Source organism: Streptomyces sp. NPDC046203 (assembly GCF_040646255.1).
Classification (GTDB): domain Bacteria; phylum Actinomycetota; class Actinomycetes; order Streptomycetales; family Streptomycetaceae; genus Streptomyces.
The window spans coordinates 69,723-91,558 of sequence record NZ_JBEYZX010000027.1; the positions used below are offsets into that span (position 1 = coordinate 69,723).

Sequence of the window (21,836 nt, forward strand, 5' to 3'; positions counted from 1 at the left end):
GGACCTGGGCGGTGGCTCTGGGCGGCGGTTCTGGGCGCGATGGCCCTGCCCGGCGGACCTGGGCGTGACCCTGAGCGGTGGCCGGGTCGTGGGGCCTACCCGGGTTCGGTCTGGTGATCCGCCCAGACGTAGCTCTCGGGCAGCAGCTCGGCGATCGGGACGGCGCGCCGGGCATCGCCGTTGCCGACGACGACCCGGATGCCCGGGTAGTAGTCGAGGAGGGCCTGCCGGCACCGGCCGCAGGGCGGGACGACCCCGCGCTCCCGGTCGCCCACGGCGACGATCGTGACCAGGTCGTACGCGCCCTGCGCGGCCGCCGTGCCGATGAGGACGAGCTCGGCGCAGGGTCCGCCCGTGAAGTGGTAGGCGTTCACCGCGGTGACGATCCGGCCGTCCCGATTACGTCCTGCGGCCGCCATGGTGTGGTTCTCGCCCTGGCAGCGGGTGCGGGCGATGTGCGCGGCGGTCTCGACGAGTTCGTGGTCGACGGGGTGCGTGGAGGTGTTCATCGGGCGACTCTGTCTCGTGCGCGGGCGGCCGCGCAATCGAGTTCGGGCGACCCTGGGGACAGCTCCTAACTCCCGCCTTCCCGCCAGTGGTTGACGATCGGCAGGCGCCGGTCCTTGCCGAAGCCCTTCGCGGAGATCTTGGTGCCCGGCGGATACTGGCGGCGCTTGTACTCGGCGGTGTCGACCATCCGCAGCGTACGGGTGACCAACTCCTCGTCGAAGCCCGCCGCGACGATCTCGTCGTGTCCCCGGTCGCGGTCGACGTACAGCTCCAGGATCCGGTCGAGGACGTCGTAGTCGGGGAGTGAGTCCGTGTCGACCTGACCGGGCCGGAGTTCGGCGCTCGGCGGCTTGGTGAGCGTGTGCTCCGGGATGGGCGGGGCCTCGCCGCGCGCCTCGGCGGCGGCGTTGCGCCAGCGGGCGAGACGGTAGACGTCCGACTTGTAGACGTCCTTGATGGGCCCGAACGCGCCGACCGCGTCGCCGTAGAGCGTCGAATACCCCACCGCCAGCTCGGACTTGTTGCCCGGCGCCAGGACGAGATGACCCTCCTGGTTGGACAGCCCCATCAGCAGCGTGCCGCGCAGCCGGGCCTGGAGGTTCTCCTCGGCGAGTCCGGTGAGACCGAGCGCACCCATGTAGGCGTCGAACATCGGCTCGATGGAGACGGTGCGGAAGCGGAGCCCGGTGCGGTGGGCCAGTTCGGCGGCGTCGTCGCGCGAGTGGCCGGAGGAGTACGCGGACGGCATCGACACCGCGTGCACCTGCTCGGGTCCGAGCGCGTCGCAGGCGATGGCGGCGACGAGTGCCGAGTCGATGCCGCCGGACAGACCGACGAGGACGGACCGGAAACCGCTCTTGGTCACATACGCGCGCAGCCCCGTCACCAGCGCCGCGTACACCTCCGCGAGGTCGTCCAGCGGTTCGGCCCGGCCGCCGGTCTCCGTCGGCTCGTACGCGGCCGGCGGCTCGCCCGGCAGGACGGCCCGCTCGATCCGCAGCCCGTCGTCGACGACGCTCCCGGACTCCGGCGCCGCCGGGTCGGCGGCCGGCAGGTTCAGGTCGATCAGCAGACAGGTCTCGGTGAACTGCGGGGCACGCGCGAGGACTTCGCCCCGCGCGTCGACCACGATCGAGTCACCGTCGAAGACCAGCTCGTCCTGGCCGCCCGTCATCGCCACGTACGCCGTGACACAGCCGGCCTCCCGGGCCCGGTCGCTCACGAGGGCGAGCCGGGTGTCGTCCTTGTTCCGTTCGTACGGGGAGGCGTTGACCGACAGGAGCAGCCCGGCGCGGGCGGCGCGCGCGGCCGGGACCCGGCCGCCGTCCTGCCACAGGTCCTCGCAGATCGCGAGCGCGACGTCGACGCCGCGCACGCGCAGGACGGGCAGGGTGTCACCGCGCACGAAGTAGCGGTACTCGTCGAACACGCCGTAGTTGGGCAGGTGGTGCTTGGCGAACCGCAGCACCACCTCGCCCTGGTGCAGCACCGCCGCCGCGTTCAGCGGCGCCCCGGCGGGCCGCCCGAGGCGCGGCTCGGCCCGCTCGGAACGGTCGAGATACCCCACGACCACCGGCACCTCGCCGAGCCCCTCGGCGTCGAGCCGCCCCGCGAGCGCCCACAGGGCGGCCCGGGAGGCATCGACGAACGAGGGGCGCAGCGCCAAATCCTCGACCGGGTAGCCGGTCAGGGCCATCTCGGGGAACGCGACGAGGTGCGCACCGCGTTCGGCGGCCTGCCGGGTCCGGCGGAGCACGGCCTCCGCGTTCCCGCCGAGATCTCCTACGGTCGGGTCGATCTGCTGGAGCGCGAGTCGTAGCTGTCGTCGCTGAGGCACGGGGCCACTCTATTCGTCAACTCGACATTATGGGGGTCCGGCGCGTCGTTCCGGCGGGTCCGGGAGACTGGAGGTCTCTGGTCCGCTTGTGGCGGAGGGGAAAACCGCCCGCCGGCGGCACGACCGGAGGTCTTGACGTACAGGGGAAACGATTCGGCAGGACGAGGGGTGGGCGAGGCATGAGGAAGTGGGCTGTTCGGCTGGGGTGGGGGATTCCCCTGGTGGTTCTGATCGTCCTGGTCACCCGACTGGCCAGGGAGTGGGGCGGCCTCTACGAGGTGCTGATCCCACCCGCGTTCGCGACCGGCTCCGGCGCGCTGATCGGGAACTGGGTCAAGTGGCGGCGCTCGCGGGCGAGTGCAGACCGTTGAACGGAGGGGCCGTGGAACAAGACGCGGTGAAGAGAGTGGTGTTGCGACGGGTCTCCTGGATGGTGATCTCCTGGGTGACCGTCGTGGGCCTGGGAATCGGCATGATCGCGGCGGTGTACAACGTCACCTCGGTCCATGGATTCCGGACGGGCTGGCAGGGGATCCCCGTGTTCTTCCTGCTCGCCGGGATCACCGGGAGAGTCGCGAACTGCAAGGTGATCCTGGAGGAGGACGTGCTCACGGTGGTGGGGCCGTTGCGGACGCATCGCATTCCGGCGACGGCGATCCGTGACGTCGTCCACGAGACCGGCGGCTCGCTCGAGATCGACCTCGGCCAGGAGGAGACGCTGCCGGTGTTCGCCTTCGGGGGGTCGCTGGTCGACTACTACGTCGGTTCGAGCCGGGACGCCCACTACACGGTCAAGGCGTGGTGGCGATCCGCGCGCGCGAAGAGCGAGTCGCCGGCCGAGGGGGTACGGGCCGGCTGGACATGGTGCCGGCCCGCCGACCTGTCGCTGGCCGTCGCGGTGATCGGCGGCCTGATCGGAGCGGGCCTCGCCGGCGGTTTCTGACGGCGAACGACGGCGGCCACCGCGGCGGCCGGGCCGTCATCCAGGATGAGGATTTACGGCTTTTCCGTTTTATTGGTCTAGCTATGCCGCAGTGTGAGCGGTATGCGGGGCGAAATGGCATGTATGGGGGTTGTTGAGCGTGACGCCGGAAGTCGATTGGCTGCTCGCCGTAGGTGACGGGGGCTCTCTTCGCGTGGTGTGGCAGGGGGTCGCGGCTGTCGTAGGGATCGTCCTGGCGGCCAACGTGAAGGATTGCGCCTATCGAATACACGCGTTCTTCATGAACCACGGCACGGTCGGTCCAGGACCGGGATTCTCGCCGAACCTGATCAGATTCCTGGGTGTTTTTCTCGCCGTCGGTTTCGGAGTGAGTTGCGTCGTGAATCTCACCTCTGGCTGAGCCTCACACACGATCCCTTCGAGTCGCCTCCGCGCCTTATGCGGAGGCGACTCGAAGGGGTGTGGTGTGGCGAGGTGCGGGGCGGACCGAGGCTGGGAAATCAGCCCCCTACTTCGCCCGGTAGCCCAGGGTCGTCATCATCCCGGACTCCGAGTGGTAGACGTTGTGGCAGTGGATCATCCACAGGCCCGGGTTGTCGGCGTCGAAGTCCATCGTCAGTTTGCGGCCCGGCAGGATGACCGCCGTGTCCTTGCGGACACCGCTCCCCAACGCGAACGTGTGGCCGTGCAGATGGAGCGGGTGCCACATGGACGTGCCGTTGGTGAACTCGATCCGGACCCGCTCGCCCGCCGAGACGTCGTAACGCCGGGCCGGGTCGTACGGCCGGCCGTCGAAGCCCCAGTCGTACTTCATCATTCCGCCGGTCAGCCGGATCCGGATCGTCCGGTCCGGGGTACGGGCGGCGAGGGCCGTGCCGGGGGCGGGCTTCAGGCGGTCGGCGGTGAGGACGCGGCCGTCCAGTTCCTTCGGGCGGACGGGCGGGGCGGGCGCGGCGCCCTTGCCGGTGCGGAGCAGGGCGAGGCCGGTGGCGCGCTTGCCCTCGGCGAGCGCGGTGAGCGGGAAGACGCCGTCCTTGACGGTGACGAGGACGTCGTAGCGCTCGCCCATGCCGAGCAGCAGCGCGTCGGTCTTCGCATGAGTGACGGGGAAGCCGTCGGTGTGGGTCACCGTCATCTCGTGGCCGCCCAGCGCGACCCGGAAGGCGGTGTCGCCGCCCGCGTTGACGAACCGGATCCGCACCCGGTCGCCGGGCTTGGCCCTGAACTCGCTCGGGGCGTCCGGGATCCGGCCGTTGATCAGGTAGTACGGGTAGTTCACATCGCCGGCGTCACCGCCGAGCAGTTCGCTGGTGGCACCCATCATCATGCGGGACGGCCCGGTCGGCGGCGCGGACGTCGCCGACCCGCCGGCGGCCGAATCACCGGCGGCGCTCCCGGACCCGGACCGGGTCATGGACATCGAGTGACCGGAGTGGCCGCTGCCGTGGTCCATCCCCGGCATGTTCCCCATGTCGTGCCCCTCGCCGCCGTCCATGCCGTCCATGCCACCCATGCCCTGGCGCAGTTCGGCGAGTACGGCCTCCGGCGTCGAGCCGTCCACCCCGTCGACCCAGTCGTCCAGGACGACGACCCACTCCTTGTCGTACGTCAGCGGCTCCTTCGGGTCCTCGACGATCAGCGGGGCGTACAGGCCCCGGTCCTGCTGGGTGCCGGAGTGCGGGTGGAACCAGTACGTGCCGGGGTGCGCGACCGTGAAGCGGTACGCGAACTCCGCACCCGCCTTGATCTCCGGCTGCGTGACGCCCGGCACCCCGTCCATGTCGTTGCGCAGGGCGAGTCCGTGCCAGTGCAACGAGGTGGTCTGGGGAAGGTGGTTGGCGAGGGTCAGGGCCAGCGTGTCGCCGGCCGTGACCCGTACCTCCTTGCCGGGCAGATCGTCCCCGTACGCCCAGGTCCGGACCGTACGGCCGGCGCCGAGGTCCACGGTGGCGGGGGTGGCGGTGAGCTTGACCGTACGGACCGGGCCGCCCTTGCCCGGGGTGCGCTTGGCCTCGGCGGCGGCGACCTCGGGGCCGTGCGGGGAGACGTACGCCGCGCCCGGCGACGGAGCGGGATCGCCGGAACACGCGGCCAGCAGGCCGGTTCCGGCGACGGCGAGTCCGGCGCCGAGCGCGGACCGGCGGCTGAACCCGCCGGAGGAGAGGAGGGAGGCGGAAGAGGAAGGCGAGGTGGACGGGGTGGAAGAAGAAGACATGACAGAACGCGGCCTCTCGTACAAAGAGGAAGAAGGGAAACGGGAGATGCTTCTGCTGCCCGTTCCGTCTAGATCCGCAGGACCGCCACCCGGTCGAGAACCGCGAGCCCCGGCGGCGGCTGCGGCCACGCGATCCACCGCACCCCCGTCGGGCCCGCCCCGAGCCGCCCGGCACGGCGGCGCGCCCGCAGCAACATCGTGCCGCCGAGGACCACGACGAGCGCACCGAGCACCGCGAGGCAAACGGCCAGCGGGCCGCCGTTTCCGTGGGCGGGCGGCATCGAGTGGTCGTGCGGGGCGGCGCTCACGGTGGCGGGGCCGGCCCGAGTGACCGTGGCGTTGGCGTTGGCGGTGCTGGTGGCGTGGACGGTGGAATCGGCCTCCGTGCCGACCGTCGCCCCCCGCGCCAAGCCGTGATGGCTGTGCCCGGCGGCGGCCGGGGCCGCCATCCGCGCGAGCGCCGACGCGTCGTGGCCGGTCGGCCCGTGCCCCAGCGTGTGCATCGTGACCAGGCCGAACAGCAGGGCCGCGAGCAGCAGGAGCCGCTCCACGCCTCTGGTCCGCCTCGGCTCCGCCATACCGCGCAGCATACCCCCGCCCCGTATAGCGCGGATAAGCCCCCGCCCCGGTCGCGCGGGCTCGGCGGCCGGGGTCGGTGGGCGTGGGGAGAGGAGGGGAGGAGGGGAGAGGAGCGGGCGTCAGTGGGTGGCGTAGACGCTCTCGACGAACTTCGCCAGCTGCCCGTCCGACAGATGCTGCGCCAGATCGGCCTCACTGATCATGCCGACGAGCTTCTTGTTCTCGTCGATGACCGGCAGTCGCTTGATCCGGTGTCCCTGCATCTCGTCGAGTACCGCGCCCACATCCGCGCCGGTCTCGATCCAGCGCGGGGTACCCTGCGCCAGCTCCCCGCAGGTGACCTTCGCGGGGTCGTGGCCCTCGGCCACGCAGTGGACCACGATGTCGCGGTCGGTGACGATCCCGCAGAGCCGCTCGTTTCCGTCGGCGATGGGCAGGGCGCCCACGTCGAGGTCGCGCATCAGCTGGGCGGCGCGGTCGAGCGTCTCGTGAGCCGGGATCCACTGGGCCCCCGGATGCATGATGTCCTTCGCCGTGGTCATGGACTTCGCGCCCCTTTCGTCGAACGTGGTGCGTGGTGCGTCGTACGTCGTCGAACGCCGTGGTACGCGGCGGTGCCGTCGCCTCAAGCGATCCGGTCCGGCCCGGTCTGATCCAGTCCGATCCAGTCCGATCCGGTCCAGCCAGGTTCGATCCGACTCGTTGCGATCCGAACCGACCCGCACACCGTCGTACGCACGCCCCCGGGTGCCCTTTCATTGTCCGCGCGCGACGCGGCCCCCGCGACCTCGGCGCGAGCCGGGGCCACGGGGGCCGTCATCCGCCGGAACGGGCGGGGTGCGGGCGGGGTGCGCGCGGGTACGGCGCAGGCCGCGCTACGCGCCCCGCGCCTTCAACATGTCTGCCATCAGCTTGATCTCGGCGGACTGTCCGTCGACCATGCCCTGCGCGAGATCCCGCTCGACCCCGGGCTCGCACTTCTCGACACAGCCCTCGGCCATGTGGATCCCGCCCTTGTGGTGCGCGGTCATCAGCTTCAGGAAAAGCACCTCGGCCTCGCGCCCGGACGCCGCGCGCAGCTGGTCCAGCTGCGCGCGGGTGGCCATGCCGGGCATCAGCGCGCCGTCCTCGGCGGCCGACTCGTCGTGCATGTCGCCCATGCCCATCCAGGCCATCGGCGCCTGGTCCGCCTGCACCTTCGGCAGCTGCCACAGGTCGAGCCAGCCCAGCATCATGCCGCGCTGGTTGGCCTGGGTGTTGGCGATGTCGTACGCGAGGCGGCGCACCTCCTCGTTCGTCGTCCGGTCGCGGACGATGAACGACATCTCGACGGCCTGCTGGTGATGGACCGACATGTCACGGGCGAAACCCGCGTCCGCCGACAGGGTCGTCGGCGTGTGGCTCCGGGGGGAACGGTCCGCGGAGGCGAAGGTGACCGCGCCGCCGGCGAACAGCAGCGCGAGGACCACGGCGGTGACGGACGCCCACTGCGTCCGGTTCAGCTTCACTGGCCCATCGCCTTGCCGCCCTTGCCGGCGGCGTCGACGCCGCCGGTGCAGGCGGCGCCCGGCTCGGGCGTCTGCGGGCCGTTGACGTACTTGGTGAAGAAGGCGTCGACGCGCGGGTCGTCCGCGCCGTCCACGGTCACCTGCTTGCCCCAGGCGCTCAGCATGATCGCGCCGGACTGGTCGTCGATCGGGCTCATCAGCGAGTACGGGGTCTTCTTGACCTTCGCGCTCAGCTTGTCGAGGTCGCCCTTGTCGGCCTTCTTGTTGTACGTCACCCACACGGCGCCGTGCTCCAGGGAGTGCACGGCGTGGACCTTGTCCAGCGGCTTGTCGTAGACGTCGCCGTTGCAGTTCTGCCAGATCGGGTGGTGGTCGCCGCCGACGGGCGGGTTCATCGGGTACGTGACGGGGGTCTCGACGTGGTTGCGGGTCAGCTTCTTGAGGTCCCAGTCCTTCTCGCCCTCGATGGGGCCCTTGGCGGTGGCCTCCTGCTGCTCCTTCTGATCCTGCTTGTCGCTCTGCTTGTTGATGGCCCAGCCGCCGACGCCGACGAGGGCGAGGACGACGACGGCCGAGACGCCGATCGTCAGGATGCGGTTGCGGCGCTCACGGGCCTGCTCGGCGCGGCGCATCTCCTCTATTCGGGCGCGGCGGTCGGTGTTCGAGGGGTGGTTCGCGGCCATGGCGGATGTCGTCCTTCGGAAAGTTCGGAAGCGGGAAGATCAAGCGAACTGAGGTGCGAACGGGGTGCGTGGTCCACGCCGGGCCTGAGCCCCGCGCGACGGCACCCCGGTGACTCACGTCCGCAGTACTTGAAGGACGTGGAGATCCGGCGCACGGGGCTGTGCGCCGGACCGGGGCATCCGGCCGGAGAGATGCGGCGCGGAGAACAGGGGGAGCCGGTCCGCGGTGTGCGGGGGCGCGTCGTGCGCGGGCGCGCCGAGCACGGCGGGGGAGAGGGCGGGGAAGAGCGAGCAGCCGCCGGATTCGTACGGACAGCTGTACCGCTGCTCGCCCCGGAAGGCCGACGGGGTCACTCCCCCGGTCGCCGTGTACGGCGGGTGCGCCGCGTAAGGCGCGTACGCCGTGTGGGCCGTCGCCGACCCCGCCGCGGGGACGGCCGTGGGCGCGGTCGCTCGGGAGGCTGCCGCCCATGGGTCGTACGGAGCCCCGTGGTGCCCCTGTCCGGCCGGGGCGCCGAACAGCCCCGTCAGCCCCAGACAGAGCGAGAGCGCGCCGAGGAGCGTCGCCACGGCACTCGCCAGTGCCAGGGGACGCGCGTGTCGCGGCGGGCCGTCGAGCCGGGAGGCTCCCATGGGCGCGATCGTAGTGGCAGAAGGGCCCTTGTGGGCCGAACGGGTGAGCAAGGAAGCCGGTACGGAGCCCGTCCCGCGTTACCCGGGCTGCGCCCGAGCGGGCACTATGGGGGTGCGACACGAGGCGACATGAGCGCGCAACACACGGGTGCGATCGGCCGAAACCATGTGGTGGGATTGTCCACATGCCCCCGACGCATCCGAGGCGGTGGGTGCGGGCGGCCTGACCAGCGAGGATGGGTGTGAGAATGGACAAGCAGCAGGAGTTTGTGCTCCGTACGCTCGAGGAGCGTGACATCCGCTTCGTGCGGCTGTGGTTCACGGACGTACTGGGCTTCCTGAAGTCGGTCGCCGTGGCACCTGCCGAGCTGGAGCAGGCCTTCGACGAGGGCATCGGCTTCGACGGCTCGGCGATCGAGGGCTTCGCCCGCGTCTACGAGTCCGACATGATCGCCAAGCCGGACCCGGGCACCTTCCAGATCCTGCCGTGGCGCGCGGAGGCCCCGGGCACCGCCCGGATGTTCTGCGACATCCTCATGCCGGACGGCTCGCCGTCCTTCGCCGACCCGCGCTACGTCCTCAAGCGCGCCCTCGCCAAGACCTCGGACCTGGGCTTCACCTTCTACACCCACCCCGAGATCGAGTTCTTTCTGCTGAAGGACAAGCCGCTGGACGGCTCCCGGCCCACCCCGGCCGACAACTCCGGCTACTTCGACCACACTCCGCAGAACGTCGGCATGGACTTCCGCCGGCAGGCCATCACCATGCTGGAGTCGATGGGCATCTCGGTGGAGTTCAGCCACCACGAGGGCGCGCCGGGCCAGCAGGAGATCGACCTGCGCTACGCGGACGCCCTGTCCACGGCCGACAACATCATGACCTTCCGGCTGATCATGAAGCAGGTCGCGCTCGAACAGGGTGTCCAGGCCACCTTCATGCCGAAGCCGTTCTCCGAGTTCCCGGGCTCGGGCATGCATACCCACCTCTCTCTCTTCGAGGGCGACCGCAACGCGTTCTACGAGTCGGGCGCCGAGTACCAGCTCTCCAAGGTCGGTCGCTCCTTCATCGCGGGTCTGCTGCGGCACGCGGCGGAGACGGCCGCCGTCACCAACCAGTGGGTCAACTCCTACAAGCGCATCTGGGGCGGCTCCGGCCGCACCGCCGGCTCGGGCGGCGAGGCCCCCGCGTACATCTGCTGGGGCCACAACAACCGCTCCGCGCTGATCCGCGTCCCCATGTACAAGCCCGGCAAGACGGGCTCCTCACGGGTCGAGGTCCGCTCCATCGACTCGGGCGCCAACCCGTATCTGACCTACGCCGTCCTGCTCGCCGCCGGTCTGAAGGGCATCGAGGAGGGATACGAACTCCCGGCGGGCGCCGACGACGACGTCTGGGCGCTCAGCGACGCCGAGCGCCGCGCGATGGGCATCGAGCCGCTGCCGCAGAACCTGGGCGAGTCGATCGCCCTGATGGAGCGCAGCGAACTGGTCGCGGAGACCCTCGGCGAGCACGTCTTCGACTTCTTCCTGCGCAACAAGAAGCAGGAGTGGGAGGAGTACCGCTCCGAGGTCACCGCCTTCGAGCGCCGCAAGAACCTGCCGGTGCTGTAGGGACTGTCCGGCGGCTCCTGGCCGGTGCCGTGACGCCTGGCACGGCACCCGCCTGGCACGGCACCTGGCCGCGTTGCCGAACTGTCCGAACAGCTCCGTTATGAAGCGCCCCGGCGCCTTGCCGTGCTTCCCCCAGGCACTTGCCGTCCTTTTCCCAGGCCCTGGCGGGCCTGGGAAGACCCCATGCGCCAAACGCCCCGGCCTTTCCTTTCCGGGCCTGGTCCACCGGGCAGCCTCTGGGAGTTGTCCGGCGGATCAGGGCCGGGGCGCGGCGAGCCCGGAACCGACACTCAGGGCCGCCGGCCGCGAACCGCCGGCCCTGACACGTCTCCCGCCCCGGGCCGTCCGTGTCTCCGGGTCGTCCGTATCTCCGGGCCGGTCCCGGGCCGTCCCCGTTCCCGGGCCGTCCCTGGGCCGTCCGCGAGCCGGTCCGCAGGACGCCTTCGGGCCGTCAGGCGCCGAATCGGGCGCGCAGTTCCTCGATGCACTCGTCGACCTGTCCGCGGTCGTAACCCCGCCGCCACGTGATGCGGAAGACCGGCGGGGCGGCGGGCGACTTCGTCGCGCACAGCTCGCTGATGTACTGATCGACCTGATCGCGGTCGTAGCCGCGCCGTACCAGTTCGAAGCCGAACATTTCCACTGCGCGGATCCCTCCCACGGTCCGGGGCCACCGGCGATCGCCCGCGTACGCGAGCCGGAGATCCGACGGTGGCCGCGGTTCGAGCCTAGCTCCCGCCGATTCCCGGAGGACGCCCGGGAGTCCGTGGGGAGAGGCCGGTCAGGGGCCGGGGTGAGCCGGGCGCGGTGCCGGGCGGGTCCTCGGCTGGGCGCGGAAGGATATGGCCTCCATCAGGGGGCGGTGCTTGGTCTTCTGGACGGCGGCGATGCGCCAGTCCCCGTCGTTCGTGCGGATCAGCGTGTACGTGGCGAGCTTGCCGAGCCGGCGCGGGCGGGAGCCCTTGTGGACCTCGCCGCGGGTGACGGCGATGGCGGTGTCCGGACCGGGGAAGCGCAGGTCGACGAGGTCGACGGCGAGCTTCGTGCCTTTCAGGAAGCTCTCGAAGAGGGCCTGGTGGGCGCCGCCGATCTCGGCGGCGCCGTGGTAGAGGGTGCCGGCGAAGGTGACATCGGTGGCGTCCTCGGTGAAGTGGGCGCCGTATCCGGTCCCGTCGCCCCGGCCCCAGGCGGTGGCACTGGAATCCAGCAGGGCGCGGATCGCGGCGGTGTCGTTCTCTCGGGAGGTCAGGACGGACATGATGGTGCTCCCTTCGATGGCCAGTGATATCTTCTCCAGAGAAGAAGCTTCTCCAGTGAAGTTTCTTCCTTGAGGAAGAGATTAGAGGGAGAGGCAGGCCGTGTCAACGCCTTTGGAGCCGTCCGGCGCGATGCCGGTCGACGCGAGCGAGATCTACCGGCGCTATCTCAGTGCGGTGATGCTGCACGGTCACGCCGGCGCTCGGGCCGTCGACCTCGGTGCCACGGACCTCTACGCGCTCAACATCCTCGATCTGACCGGCCCGCTGACCCCCGGCGAACTCGGCGCCCGCACCGGTCTTACCACCGGCCCCACCACCCGGCTCGTCGACCGGCTGGAGAAGGCCGGTTACGTCCGCCGCGCCGCCGACCCCGCCGACCGGCGGAAGGTCATCGTCGAACCGGTCGACCGGCCCGGCGGTCTCGACCAGGCGCTCGCCCCCGCCCGCCGCCGGATCGCCGCCCTCCTCGGCTCGTACTCGCCCGAGCACATCGTGGTCCTCTTCGACTACTTCACCCACGCCGCCGAGGCGTACCGGGAGGCCGCCGAGGAACTCCAGGGCGGCCCCGGTCAGTCGGGCTGAGCGGGCCGCCAAATCCGTTGCGCGGCAGGCCCGGAGGAGCCGACACTGCCCCGCGTGAACGACTCCACCGACATCACCGAAGCAAGTGACGCCACCGGCTCCACCGATGGGGCCGGTTCCGTCGAAGCGGCCTTTGCCGCAGCCGACTTGAACGCCCCCGCCGACTTGAACGCCTCCGCCGACGGCATACCGCCCCTCGTGACCGCCCGGCTGCTGCTGCACCCGCTCACCGCCGCCGAAGCCGGCCGCGTCGTCGAGTCGGCCCCCGCGCCCGGCGACCGCTGGGCCGAGGGCTATCCGGCCCCCGGCGACGTCTCCGGCGCCCGGGGCTTTCTGAACGGGGTCGCCGAGCGTGGCGACCCCGGGATCTGGCGCGCGTACGAGATCCGGCAGCCGGTCGACGGGCTCGCCATCGGCGGCATCGGTTTCCACGGCCCGCCGGACGCCGACGGCGTCGTCACCATCGGCTACGGCCTGGTCCCCGCCGTACGCGGCCGGGGCTACGCCTCCGAATCCCTGCGCGCCCTGATCGCCCGCGCCCGCGCGGCGGGCGCCACGGCCGTCCGGGGCGACGCCGACCTCGACAACCTCGCCTCCCAGCGGGTGATGGAGGCAGCGGGCATGACGTACGAGGGAGAGGACGAGCAGGTGCGCAACTACCGGGTCGTGTTCGCGGAACGCGGCGCGGCCGAGGACCCGTCCGGGCTCTGACGCCCCGTCCCCGTCCCCGTCCCCGTCCCCGTCTCCGCCTCCGTCCCCTTCCCCGTCTCCGCCTCCGCCCTCTGCCCCGGCCCCTGACCGGCCCCGCCCCTCAGCGCTCCGACAGCTCCGACGGCGCCTCCTGCACCGCCCAGCCGTTGCCGTCCGGGTCCGTGAAGGTCAGGAACGCGTTCCAGACGCCGCCCCGGCCCGGCGTCCAGCCTCCCGCGCCCATGTGCATCACCGGCGACACCGCGACCCCGGTCGACAGCAGCCGCTCGCGCGCCGCCTCGATGTCGGTGACGCACATCTGGAGGCCCTGCAGACTGCCCGGGGTCATCTCGCGGGTGCCGGGGAACGGGGGCATGCCCTGGACCAGGGCGAGCGAACAGCGCGAGCCCGGCGGGGTGACCTGGACGATCCGTACGCCCGGGGTGATCTCCTGGTCCAGGTCCACCGTGAAGCCGAGCCTCGTCTCGTAGAACTCCTTGGCCCGGTCCACATCGGCGACGGGCACGGGGACCACTTCCAAAGTCCAGTGCACGGTCACACCCCTCGTCCCCTCGGTCGTCCACGGCGTCCCTGCCACCTGCCACCTGCCACCCTCGCCCACGCCCCGTCCACCCGCACCCGGAACACCCCCGCCACCCCGCCCCGCCCGCACGCCCCACCACCCCGCCCCGCCCACACGCCCCACCACCCCCGCACGCCCCGCCCGCACGCCTCCGTCACCCCCACCACCCCCACGCGCCCCCACCCCACCTCTCTCACCCCCGCCCCGCCTCCAACCGAGCCCGCACGCCCCCGCACGCCCCCACCCCCACCCACGCCGCCACGAGCCCCCGCGCCGTCACGTGCACCTGGCACGCCCGCGTGCACCCGGAACGCCCCCGCACCCGAAGCCCCCTGTCGGTACTAGGCTCGTCCGCGAACTCGGATCAAACGGTTTCGGATCAAGGTTTCGAATCAAACGGTTTCGGCCGGTGGAGGGAGCGGCGGGATGACGGCGCCGGGACGCAGGAGCAGTACGTTCACCCGGCTGCTGCGGCACGGGTTCACGGACCCGTCCGCCGCCGAGCGGCTGCTCGAACTCGACGGACTCGACGCCCTGCGCGGCGACGCCGTCCTCCTCGACGCCCTCGGCGCCACCGCCGACCCGGACCTCGCCCTGCGCGGCCTGGTCCGCCTGGTGGAGGCCCAGACGGACGTCGAACGGCCCGCGTTCACCACCACCCTGCTCACCGCGAAGCCGTTCCGCGACCGGCTGCTCGGCGTCCTCGGCACCTCCGAGGCGCTCGCCGACCACCTCGCCCGCCACCCCCGCGACTGGCAGGCCCTGGTCACCTATGAGGCCGCCGACCTGCACCCGGGCCTCCCCGAGTTCGAGCGCGGGCTCGCCGAAGCGACCGACCCGGTCTCGCTGCGCGTCGCCTATCGCCGCTGCCTGCTCGGGATCGCCGCCCGCGACGTGTGCGGCACCACCGACGTCGCCCAGGCCGCCGCCGAACTCGCCGACCTCGCCACCGCCACCCTGCGCGCCGCGCTCGCGCAGGCGCAGGCAGCCGCGCCCGAGGACGCCGCCCAGTGCCGGCTGGCCGTGATCGCCATGGGCAAGTGCGGCGGACTCGAACTGAACTACGTCTCCGACGTCGACGTCATCTTCGTCGGCGAGCCCACCGACGAGGCCCGCGAACACGAGGGCGGCGAGGCCCGCGCGCTCCAGGCCGCGACCCGGCTCGCCTCCCACCTCATGCGGATCTGCTCGGAGACCACCGTCGAGGGCGCCATCTGGCCCGTCGACGCCAACCTCCGCCCCGAGGGCCGCAACGGCCCGCTGGTGCGCACCCTCTCCTCCCATCTCGCCTACTACCAGCGCTGGGCGAAGACCTGGGAGTTCCAGGCCCTGCTGAAGGCCCGCGCGGTGGCCGGCGACCAGGAACTCGGGGCCGCCTACCTGGACGCCGTCTCGCCGCTCGTCTGGCAGGCGGCGGAGCGCGAGAACTTCGTCGCCGACGTACAGAAGATGCGCCGCCGGGTCGTCGACAACATCCCGCCCGGCCAGGTCGAACGCGAACTCAAGCTGGGCCCCGGGGGCCTGCGCGACGTCGAGTTCGCCGTCCAGCTCCTCCAGCTGGTGCACGGCCGCAGCGACTCCACCCTGCACAGCCCCACCACGCTCGTCGCGCTCGCCGCCCTCGCCGACGGCGGGTACGTGGGCCGCGCCGACGCCGCCCAGCTCGACGACGCCTACCGCTTCCTGCGCACCCTGGAACACCGCATCCAGCTCTTCCGGCTGCGCCGCACCCACCTCGTCCCCGAGGGCGAGGAGGATCTGCGCCGGCTCGGCCGCTCCCTCGGCCTGCGCACCGACCCGGTGTCCACGCTCGGCCGCGAGTGGAAGCGGCACGCGGCCGTGGTCCGCCGGCTGCACGAGAAGATCTTCTACCGGCCGCTGCTCGACGCCGTCGCCCAGCTCGCCCCCGGCGAGATCCGGCTCAGCCCGAAGGCCGCCGGACAGCGCCTCGAAGCCCTCGGCTACGCCGACCCGGCCGCCGCCCTGCGCCACCTGGAGGCGCTGTCCTCCGGCGTCAGCCGTAAGGCCGCCATCCAGCGCACCTTGCTGCCCGTCCTGCTCGGCTGGTTCGCCGACTCCGCCGACCCGGACGCGGGCCTGCTGGGCTTCCGCAAGGTGTCCGACGCGCTCGGCAAGACGCCCTGGTACCTGCGGCTGCTGCGTGACGAGGGCGCCGCCGCCGAGAACCTCGCCCGGGTCCTGTCCGCCGGCCGGCTCGCCCCGGACCTGCTGCTGCGCGCCCCCGAGGCCGTCGCCATCCTCGGCGACCCCGAGGGCCTCACCCCGCGCGGCCGCGAGCACCTGGAGCAGGAGGTGCTCGCCGCGGTGGGCCGCGCCGACGGTGCCGAGCAGGCGGTGGCCGCGGCCCGCGGGGTACGGCGCCGGGAACTGTTCCGTACCACCGCGGCCGATCTCATCGGCTCGTACGGCACCGAGGAGAACCCCCGCGAGCCCGACCCCGGCGCCCTCGTCGACCGGGTCGGGCAGGCCGTCACCGACCTCAACGCGGCCACCCTCGCGGGCGCGCTGCGCGCCGCCGTCCGCGCCGAGTGGGGCGACGAGCTGCCGACCCGGTTCACCGTCATCGGCATGGGCCGCTTCGGCGGTCACGAACTCGGCTACGGCTCCGACGCCGACGTGCTCTTCGTCCACGAACCGCGCGAGGGCGTGGACGAACAGGAGGCCGCCCGGGCCGCGAACCGGGTCGTCGCCGAGATGCGCCGGCTGCTCCAGCTGCCGACCGCCGACCCGCCGCTGCTCATCGACGCCGATCTGCGCCCCGAGGGTAAGAGCGGCCCGCTGGTGCGCACCCTGAAGTCGTACCAGGCGTACTACCGCCGCTGGTCGCTGGTCTGGGAGAGCCAGGCCCTGCTGCGCGCCGCGCCGATGGCGGGCGACCACGACCTCGGGCGGCGCTTCATCGAGCTGGTCGACCCGCTCCGTTACCCGGCGGAGGGGCTCGGCGAGGACGCCGCGCGGGAGATCCGCCGGCTGAAGGCCCGGATGGAGAACGAGCGGCTGCCGCGCGGCGCCGATCCGACGCTCCACGCCAAGCTGGGCCGGGGCGGGCTGAGCGACGTCGAGTGGACGGTGCAGCTGCTCCAGATGCGTTACGGCTGGTCCGAGCCGGGCCTGCGCACCACCCGGACCCGCGAGGCGCTGGCCGCCGCGCACGCGGCGGGGCTGATGACCACGGAGGAGGCGCAGACGCTGGACGACGCGTGGGTGCTCGCCACCCGGGTGCGCAACGCGGTGATGCTGGTCCGAGGCCGCCCCGGCGACACCTTCCCGTCCGAGCCGCGCGAGCTGGCGGCGGTGGGCCGCTACCTCGGGTACGGGCCGGGGCACGTGGGCGAGATGGTCGACGACTACCGCCGGATCACGCGCCGGGCGCGGGCGGTGATGGAGGAGCTGTTCTACGGGGCCTGACGGCCGCGCGGGCCCGGGGCACGGGGGTACGGGGCGGCGACCCGAGGTCTACGTATGAGGTCGACGTACGAGGTCTACGTACGAGAGTTACGAGGCATGCGGCCCGCGCCCGGCCCCTTGCCCAGCGCCCGCCCCGGCACCTTCCTGACCCGTCACGACCCGCGCGGCGGCCCCCGTACTCCCGGTCCTCCTCGGTACGAGCGAGCCGAGCACCGCCACCGCGACGACCAGGGCGAGCGAGGGCAGCGGGAGCAGCGCGCCGGGCGCGTCGTCGATCGCGTCGAGGCCGCGCCACACCGTCACCATCCAGGCGACGGACGCCACGAGCACCGGGATCCCGACCTTCCGCTCGCCCGCGATCCGCAGGCCCGCCCACAGCACCAGCGGCAGGACGAGCGCGGTGTTGACGAGCGCGGTGGTGAACGCCTGGTCCGCCCCGTACCCCTGCGGACTGCCGAGGGCGGCCGATGCCTCGGCGCTGAAGCCCAGGCGCAGGGTGTCGGACAGGATCAGATGCGCCGCGGCGACGGCGAGCAGGGCGACGGCGAGGGTCTTCAGCGCCCGGGGGACGAAAGTCATGGGCGCGACTATACGCACGGTGTATACACCTCGTGCATAGTGGGGGGTGAACAAGGCCCGCCTTCCTGATCCGTGTCAGGGGACGGGCCTGGGCGGCTGTCGGGCCGCGGTGGCCGCCGGGCGGCGACGCCCCGGCTACCGGCCGGATCCCACCCGTTCCGTCTCCGGGGAGTTCCCCGGCGAGTCGGGTATACCGGGGCCGGCCGGATCGGCGCCGCCGTCGGCGTTCGTGCCGACCTCTGGATCAGCGCCGGTCTCCGTACCGGAGTCGGCCTCTACCTCTACCTCTACCTCTACCTCTACCGACACCGCTACCGCTACCGCCGCCGGCTCCGGCCGGGCCGGCACCGCACCGCGCGCCGTGACCGCAGCGGGCTCCGCCGGCTCCACCAGCTTCGGCAGCCGGTGCGGATGCGAGCCGTACCAGAAGTACGAGACCGCGAAGCCGAACGTCAGGCAGAGCGCGCCGCCGACCGCGTCCATCCAGAAGTGGTTGGCGGTGGCCACGATGACGACGAGGGTCGCCGTCGGGTAGAGCAGCCCCAGGATCCGCGCCCACGGCGCCTTCGTCAGCAGGAAGAGGGTCAGCCCGCACCACAGCGACCAGCCGATGTGCATCGACGGCATCGCCGCGTACTGGTTCGACATGTGTTTGAGGTTGCCCGAGGCCATCGAACCCCAGGTGTGGTGGACCAGGACGGTGTCGACGAACCCGCCGCCGTCCATCAGCCGGGGCGGCGCGAGCGGGAACAGGTAGTAGCCGACCAGGGCCACGGCGGTGGTCGCGAACAGGGCCGTGCGGAACGCCGCGTAACGGCCCGGCTGCCACCGGTACAGCCACACGAGCACACCGATCGTCACGATGAAGTGCAGCGTGGCGTAGTAGTAGTTCATGCCGACGATCAGCCAGGTCACCGAATTCACGGCGTGGTTGACGGCGTGTTCGAAGGCGAGACCGAGCGTGTGCTCGGTCTGCCAGACCCAGTCGGCGTTGCGCAGCGCCTGGGCCTTCTGCTCGGGTACCGCGTTGCGGATGAGCGAGTACGTCCAGTAGCTCACCGCGATGAGCAGGATCTCGAACCAGATGCGCGGGCGCCGGGGTATCCGGGTCGCCCACGAGGCACGCGGCGACCGGTCGCCGGCCACGATGGGTGACGACGACGGGGTCGTCCGACAATCCGAGGTCTTCACGGTCGTTTCACCCATGAGAGGAGAGTCTGCCAGATCGCGTCCACTCGACCGATCATCCCTCGGTCGGGTGAGCGGCGCACCCTCTCCACCTTCCGGAGTAGGGGCTCTGGTGGGGCTGTCCCCAGGACCCGGGCCCGTGGCGTCCGGCCGTGGCCTCCGACCCGCAAGCCGTAGCCCCCGACCTCGACCCCCGACCGCAAGCCGTAGCCCCCGACCCCGGCCCCCGACCTCAAGCCGCAGCCCGCGCCCCGGCCCCCGACCTCAAGCCGCAGCCCGCGCCCCCGGCCCGCGCTCGCCTCGCCGGAACCTACCCGCGCCCCGCCGGAGCCGACGCCGTCGACCCCCGTACCACCAGCTCCGGCATGAAGACGAACTCGGTGTGCGGAGCCGGCGTCCCGCCGATCTCCTCCAGCAGGGCCCGTACCGCCGCCTGGCCCATCGCCTGCACCGGCTGCCGGATGGTGGTGAGTGGCGGATCGGTGAACGCTATGAGAGGGGAGTCGTCGAAGCCGACCACCGACACGTCGCCCGGCACCGAGAGGCCCTGCTCGCGGGCGGCCCGGATCGCGCCGAGCGCCATCATGTCGCTGGCGCACACCACCGCGGTGCAGCCCTTCTCGATGAGCGCGCCGGCCGCGGCCTGCCCGCCCTCCAGGCTGTAGAGGGAGTGCTGGATCAGCTCCGCGGTCTCGGCGGGGGAGAGGCCGAACCGCTCCCGCATGCCCTTGGTGAACCCCTCGATCTTGCGCAGGACGGGCACGAACCGCACGGGGCCGACCGCGAGGCCGATCCGGGTGTGCCCGAGCGCCGCCAGGTGCGTCACCGCGAGCACCATCGCGGCGCGGTCGTCGGGGGAGACGAAGGGGGCCCGTACCCGCGGCGAGAAGCCGTTGATGAGGACGAACGGGACGCCCTTGCCGCGCAGCCGGTCGTAGCGGGAGGTGTCGGCGGTGGTGTCGGCGTGCAGACCGGAGACGAAGATGACGCCCGCGACGCCCCGTTCCACCAGCATGTCGGTGAGCTCGTCCTCCGTGGACCCGCCGGGGGTCTGGGTGGCGAGCACCGGGGTGTATCCCTGCCGGGTGAGGGCCTGCCCGATGACCTGCGCGAGCGCGGGGAAGATCGGGTTGTCCAGCTCGGGGATGATCAGCCCGACGAGGCCCGCGCTGCGCCGGGTCAGCCGGCCGGGGCGCTCGTAGCCGAGGACGTCGAGTGCGGCCAGCACGGATTCGCGGGTGGCAGCGGCCACGCCGGGCTTGCCGTTGAGCACGCGGCTGACTGTGGCTTCACTGACCCCCGCCTGGGCTGCGATGTCGGCGAGCCGCGCGGTCATGGAAGGGGACTGTACCGGGTGCGGATCGCCGATGCCCATCGCCCGCCCGCCGTGCGGACGGCCGGTCGGCTCCGCGCGGGCCGCCGGGCGGCGGAGGGCCGCGGTCCGGATGGCCCTTGCGCAAGTTCTTGCAGAACCTGATACGGAACCGCCCCTGTCAAGCGGCATGTAGGCAACCTTCGGGACACGCGGATGTAACGATCGTTCCTTCTTGCAGAAAATTCCAGCAAGGTCTTTCGGACGGTTTTCAAGCCTGTTACGTTCCTGCCAGCCCGGCGCGCCGCGAGGGAGCGGTCGCATGAGGAACGTCAAGCCCCTCGTCCAACCGGGACCATCTGAAGGAGTTCACATGCGGCGTGGCATAGCGGCCACCGCGCTGGTCGCGGCCCTGGGCGTGACCCTGGCGGCGTGCGGAAGCGACGACAAGGGTTCGACCGACGGCGGCTCGAAGGGCTCCGGCGAGCTCGCCGGCACTGTCACCTGGTGGGACACCTCCACGGTCGGCTCCGAGGACAAGGTCTTCAAGAAGCTCGCCGAGGGCTTCACCAAGAAGCACCCCAAGGTGAAGATCCAGTACGTCAACGTTCCGTTCGGTGACGCGCAGAACAAGTTCAAGAACGCCGCCCAGTCCGGCTCCGGCGCCCCCGACGTGATCCGCTCCGAGGTCGCCTGGACCCCGGACTTCGCGAACCTCGGCTACCTCGCGCCGCTCGACGGCACGCCGGCGCTGAAGGACCCGGAGGACTTCCTCAAGCAGGCCGCGGCCTCCACCCGGTTCAACAACAAGACCTACGCCGTGCCGCAGGTCATCGACTCCATGGGCATCTTCTACAACAAGAAGATCTTCAAGGACGCCGGTGTCGAGGTCCCGAAGACCGTCGACGACCTCAAGGCCGTCTCCGCCAAGATCAAGGAGAAGACCGGCAAGACCGGTCTCTACCTGCGTGGCGACGACGCCTACTGGTTCCTGTCCTTCCTCTACGGTGAGGGCGGCGACCTGGTCTCGGCCGGCAACAAGACCGTCACGATCGACAACGCCGCCGGTGTCAAGGCGCTGAAGGTCGTCAAGGACCTCGTCGAGTCGGGTGCCGCCAAGACGGACGCCACCGACGGCTGGAACAACATGCAGACGGCCTTCAAGGACGGCAAGGTCGCCATGATGATCAACGGCCCGTGGGCCGTGGCCGACACCTACGCCGGCAAGGAGTTCAAGGACAAGGGCAACCTGGGCATCGCCCCGGTCCCGGCCGGCTCCGCCGGTCAGGGCGCCCCGCAGGGCGGCCACAACCTCGCCGTCTACGCCGGTTCCAAGAACCTGGACGCCTCCTACGCCTTCGTCCAGTACATGAGCTCGCCCGAGGTGCAGACCGAGGTCGCCAAGGAGCTGAGCCTGCTCCCGACCCGCACCTCCGTCTACGGTCAGCCCGACGTGGCCGGCAACGAGATGATCGGCTTCTTCAAGCCGGTCGTGGACAAGGCCGTCGAGCGTCCCTGGATCCCGGAGACCGGCAGCCTCTTCGCCCCGCTCGTCACCGAGTACACCAAGGTCCTCACCGACCAGACGAGCCCCGAGGCGGGTGCCAAGTCCACGGGCGAGGCCTACCGCAAGCTCCTCAAGGGCTGGAAGTAGCGAAAGCACGAGGTCCGCGGGGGGGCGGGGCCGGGGGGGCGC

Annotated in this window: 22 protein-coding genes; 8 read left to right on the forward strand and 14 right to left on the reverse strand. The window is 71.7% G+C overall.

The features are described from left to right. Nucleotides 1-95: 95 nt before the first annotated feature. Nucleotides 96-509, reverse strand: coding sequence for a cytidine deaminase (locus ABZ990_RS20080; protein ID WP_361232961.1), 414 nt, complete (start codon nucleotides 507-509; stop codon nucleotides 96-98). Between the two features lie 65 nt (nucleotides 510-574). Beyond that, nucleotides 575-2,347: an NAD+ synthase gene (locus ABZ990_RS20085; protein WP_361232964.1), complete on the reverse strand. Its 1,773-nt coding sequence runs from the start codon at nucleotides 2,345-2,347 to the stop codon at nucleotides 575-577. Nucleotides 2,348-2,568: 221 nt separating this feature from the next. Here ABZ990_RS20085 and ABZ990_RS20090 point away from each other — a divergent pair, with 221 nt between their 5' ends. From ABZ990_RS20090 to ABZ990_RS20100, 3 genes are all read left to right on the forward strand, one after another. Then, nucleotides 2,569-2,718, forward strand: coding sequence for a hypothetical protein (locus ABZ990_RS20090; RefSeq protein WP_361232967.1), 150 nt, complete (start codon nucleotides 2,569-2,571; stop codon nucleotides 2,716-2,718). Between the two features lie 11 nt (nucleotides 2,719-2,729). Then, entirely contained in the window at nucleotides 2,730-3,290 is a 561-nt protein-coding gene (locus tag ABZ990_RS20095; RefSeq protein ID WP_361232970.1) for a hypothetical protein, read from the forward strand. A gap of 139 nt (nucleotides 3,291-3,429) precedes the next feature. Further along, complete coding sequence (locus tag ABZ990_RS20100; RefSeq protein WP_361232973.1) at nucleotides 3,430-3,690, forward strand: hypothetical protein; 261 nt, start codon at nucleotides 3,430-3,432, stop codon at nucleotides 3,688-3,690. Nucleotides 3,691-3,798: 108 nt separating this feature from the next. On the opposite strand, the gene ABZ990_RS20105 is transcribed toward ABZ990_RS20100, so the two are convergent. The 6 genes from ABZ990_RS20105 to ABZ990_RS20130 form a co-directional block, all read right to left on the reverse strand. After that, nucleotides 3,799-5,505 (reverse strand): multicopper oxidase family protein, encoded by a 1,707-nt coding sequence (locus ABZ990_RS20105; protein ID WP_361232976.1) that lies wholly within the window; start codon nucleotides 5,503-5,505, stop codon nucleotides 3,799-3,801. A gap of 68 nt (nucleotides 5,506-5,573) precedes the next feature. Continuing rightward, nucleotides 5,574-6,083, reverse strand: coding sequence for a hypothetical protein (locus tag ABZ990_RS20110; protein WP_361232978.1), 510 nt, complete (start codon nucleotides 6,081-6,083; stop codon nucleotides 5,574-5,576). Between the two features lie 120 nt (nucleotides 6,084-6,203). Beyond that, nucleotides 6,204-6,626, reverse strand: coding sequence for a CBS domain-containing protein (locus ABZ990_RS20115; RefSeq protein ID WP_361232981.1), 423 nt, complete (start codon nucleotides 6,624-6,626; stop codon nucleotides 6,204-6,206). 333 nt (nucleotides 6,627-6,959) lie between these two features. Continuing rightward, on the reverse strand, nucleotides 6,960-7,586 hold the full coding sequence (locus tag ABZ990_RS20120; RefSeq protein WP_361233034.1) for a DUF305 domain-containing protein: 627 nt from the start codon (nucleotides 7,584-7,586) through the stop codon (nucleotides 6,960-6,962). A 2-nt stretch (nucleotides 7,587-7,588) separates the two neighbouring features. Further along, nucleotides 7,589-8,275 carry a DUF3105 domain-containing protein gene (locus tag ABZ990_RS20125; RefSeq protein ID WP_361232984.1) on the reverse strand — a complete coding sequence of 229 codons (687 nt, stop codon included), beginning with the start codon at nucleotides 8,273-8,275 and terminating at the stop codon, nucleotides 7,589-7,591. Between the two features lie 114 nt (nucleotides 8,276-8,389). After that, nucleotides 8,390-8,908, reverse strand: coding sequence for a hypothetical protein (locus ABZ990_RS20130; protein ID WP_361232987.1), 519 nt, complete (start codon nucleotides 8,906-8,908; stop codon nucleotides 8,390-8,392). 248 nt (nucleotides 8,909-9,156) lie between these two features. Here ABZ990_RS20130 and ABZ990_RS20135 point away from each other — a divergent pair, with 248 nt between their 5' ends. Continuing rightward, on the forward strand, nucleotides 9,157-10,518 hold the full coding sequence (locus ABZ990_RS20135) for a glutamine synthetase family protein (RefSeq protein ID WP_359874684.1): 1,362 nt from the start codon (nucleotides 9,157-9,159) through the stop codon (nucleotides 10,516-10,518). Between the two features lie 451 nt (nucleotides 10,519-10,969). Here the strand turns inward: ABZ990_RS20135 and ABZ990_RS20140 are convergent, their stop codons facing one another. Then, nucleotides 10,970-11,161, reverse strand: coding sequence for a hypothetical protein (locus ABZ990_RS20140; RefSeq protein ID WP_361232990.1), 192 nt, complete (start codon nucleotides 11,159-11,161; stop codon nucleotides 10,970-10,972). Nucleotides 11,162-11,299: 138 nt separating this feature from the next. Continuing rightward, nucleotides 11,300-11,776 carry an SgcJ/EcaC family oxidoreductase gene (locus tag ABZ990_RS20145; RefSeq protein ID WP_361232993.1) on the reverse strand — a complete coding sequence of 159 codons (477 nt, stop codon included), beginning with the start codon at nucleotides 11,774-11,776 and terminating at the stop codon, nucleotides 11,300-11,302. Nucleotides 11,777-11,876: 100 nt separating this feature from the next. On the opposite strand from ABZ990_RS20145, the gene ABZ990_RS20150 reads away from it, so the two are divergent. Then, the gene (locus ABZ990_RS20150; protein WP_361232996.1) at nucleotides 11,877-12,359 is read left to right on the forward strand and encodes a MarR family transcriptional regulator; all 483 of its coding nucleotides are present in this window, start codon (nucleotides 11,877-11,879) and stop codon (nucleotides 12,357-12,359) included. 54 nt (nucleotides 12,360-12,413) lie between these two features. Beyond that, nucleotides 12,414-13,070, forward strand: coding sequence for a GNAT family protein (locus ABZ990_RS20155; RefSeq protein WP_361232998.1), 657 nt, complete (start codon nucleotides 12,414-12,416; stop codon nucleotides 13,068-13,070). Between the two features lie 100 nt (nucleotides 13,071-13,170). Here ABZ990_RS20155 and ABZ990_RS20160 read toward each other — a convergent pair whose 3' ends face one another. Further along, the gene (locus ABZ990_RS20160; protein ID WP_361233001.1) at nucleotides 13,171-13,602 is read right to left on the reverse strand and encodes a VOC family protein; all 432 of its coding nucleotides are present in this window, start codon (nucleotides 13,600-13,602) and stop codon (nucleotides 13,171-13,173) included. Between the two features lie 456 nt (nucleotides 13,603-14,058). On the opposite strand from ABZ990_RS20160, the gene ABZ990_RS20165 reads away from it, so the two are divergent. Further along, nucleotides 14,059-17,061 (forward strand): bifunctional [glutamine synthetase] adenylyltransferase/[glutamine synthetase]-adenylyl-L-tyrosine phosphorylase, encoded by a 3,003-nt coding sequence (locus ABZ990_RS20165; RefSeq protein WP_361233004.1) that lies wholly within the window; start codon nucleotides 14,059-14,061, stop codon nucleotides 17,059-17,061. Nucleotides 17,062-17,148: 87 nt separating this feature from the next. On the opposite strand, the gene ABZ990_RS20170 is transcribed toward ABZ990_RS20165, so the two are convergent. The 3 genes from ABZ990_RS20170 to ABZ990_RS20180 all read right to left on the reverse strand — a co-directional run bounded on the left by ABZ990_RS20170 (nucleotide 17,149) and on the right by ABZ990_RS20180 (nucleotide 20,164). Then, nucleotides 17,149-17,640: a hypothetical protein gene (locus ABZ990_RS20170; RefSeq protein WP_361233006.1), complete on the reverse strand. Its 492-nt coding sequence runs from the start codon at nucleotides 17,638-17,640 to the stop codon at nucleotides 17,149-17,151. Nucleotides 17,641-17,775: 135 nt separating this feature from the next. Next, nucleotides 17,776-18,846: a phosphatase PAP2 family protein gene (locus ABZ990_RS20175; protein ID WP_361233009.1), complete on the reverse strand. Its 1,071-nt coding sequence runs from the start codon at nucleotides 18,844-18,846 to the stop codon at nucleotides 17,776-17,778. Between the two features lie 292 nt (nucleotides 18,847-19,138). Beyond that, nucleotides 19,139-20,164, reverse strand: coding sequence for a LacI family DNA-binding transcriptional regulator (locus ABZ990_RS20180; protein WP_361233012.1), 1,026 nt, complete (start codon nucleotides 20,162-20,164; stop codon nucleotides 19,139-19,141). 349 nt (nucleotides 20,165-20,513) lie between these two features. Here ABZ990_RS20180 and ABZ990_RS20185 point away from each other — a divergent pair, with 349 nt between their 5' ends. After that, complete coding sequence (locus tag ABZ990_RS20185; protein ID WP_361233014.1) at nucleotides 20,514-21,794, forward strand: extracellular solute-binding protein; 1,281 nt, start codon at nucleotides 20,514-20,516, stop codon at nucleotides 21,792-21,794. Nucleotides 21,795-21,836: the final 42 nt, after the last annotated feature.

What these genes read in the sequence shown, in the direction of transcription:
- ABZ990_RS20080 (WP_361232961.1), bottom strand. Translation starts at nt 509, where the DNA reads ATGAACACCTCCACGCACCCCGTCGACCACGAACTCGTCGAGACCGCC.
- ABZ990_RS20105 (WP_361232976.1), bottom strand. Translation starts at nt 5,505, where the DNA reads ATGTCTTCTTCTTCCACCCCGTCCACCTCGCCTTCCTCTTCCGCCTCC.
- ABZ990_RS20110 (WP_361232978.1), bottom strand. Translation starts at nt 6,083, where the DNA reads ATGGCGGAGCCGAGGCGGACCAGAGGCGTGGAGCGGCTCCTGCTGCTC.
- ABZ990_RS20115 (WP_361232981.1), bottom strand. Translation starts at nt 6,626, where the DNA reads ATGACCACGGCGAAGGACATCATGCATCCGGGGGCCCAGTGGATCCCG.
- ABZ990_RS20125 (WP_361232984.1), bottom strand. Translation starts at nt 8,275, where the DNA reads ATGGCCGCGAACCACCCCTCGAACACCGACCGCCGCGCCCGAATAGAG.
- ABZ990_RS20130 (WP_361232987.1), bottom strand. Translation starts at nt 8,908, where the DNA reads ATGGGAGCCTCCCGGCTCGACGGCCCGCCGCGACACGCGCGTCCCCTG.
- ABZ990_RS20135 (WP_359874684.1), top strand. Translation starts at nt 9,157, where the DNA reads ATGGACAAGCAGCAGGAGTTTGTGCTCCGTACGCTCGAGGAGCGTGAC.
- ABZ990_RS20145 (WP_361232993.1), bottom strand. Translation starts at nt 11,776, where the DNA reads ATGTCCGTCCTGACCTCCCGAGAGAACGACACCGCCGCGATCCGCGCC.
- ABZ990_RS20165 (WP_361233004.1), top strand. Translation starts at nt 14,059, where the DNA reads ATGACGGCGCCGGGACGCAGGAGCAGTACGTTCACCCGGCTGCTGCGG.
- ABZ990_RS20170 (WP_361233006.1), bottom strand. Translation starts at nt 17,640, where the DNA reads ATGACTTTCGTCCCCCGGGCGCTGAAGACCCTCGCCGTCGCCCTGCTC.
- ABZ990_RS20175 (WP_361233009.1), bottom strand. Translation starts at nt 18,846, where the DNA reads ATGGGTGAAACGACCGTGAAGACCTCGGATTGTCGGACGACCCCGTCG.
- ABZ990_RS20180 (WP_361233012.1), bottom strand. Translation starts at nt 20,164, where the DNA reads ATGACCGCGCGGCTCGCCGACATCGCAGCCCAGGCGGGGGTCAGTGAA.
- ABZ990_RS20185 (WP_361233014.1), top strand. Translation starts at nt 20,514, where the DNA reads ATGCGGCGTGGCATAGCGGCCACCGCGCTGGTCGCGGCCCTGGGCGTG.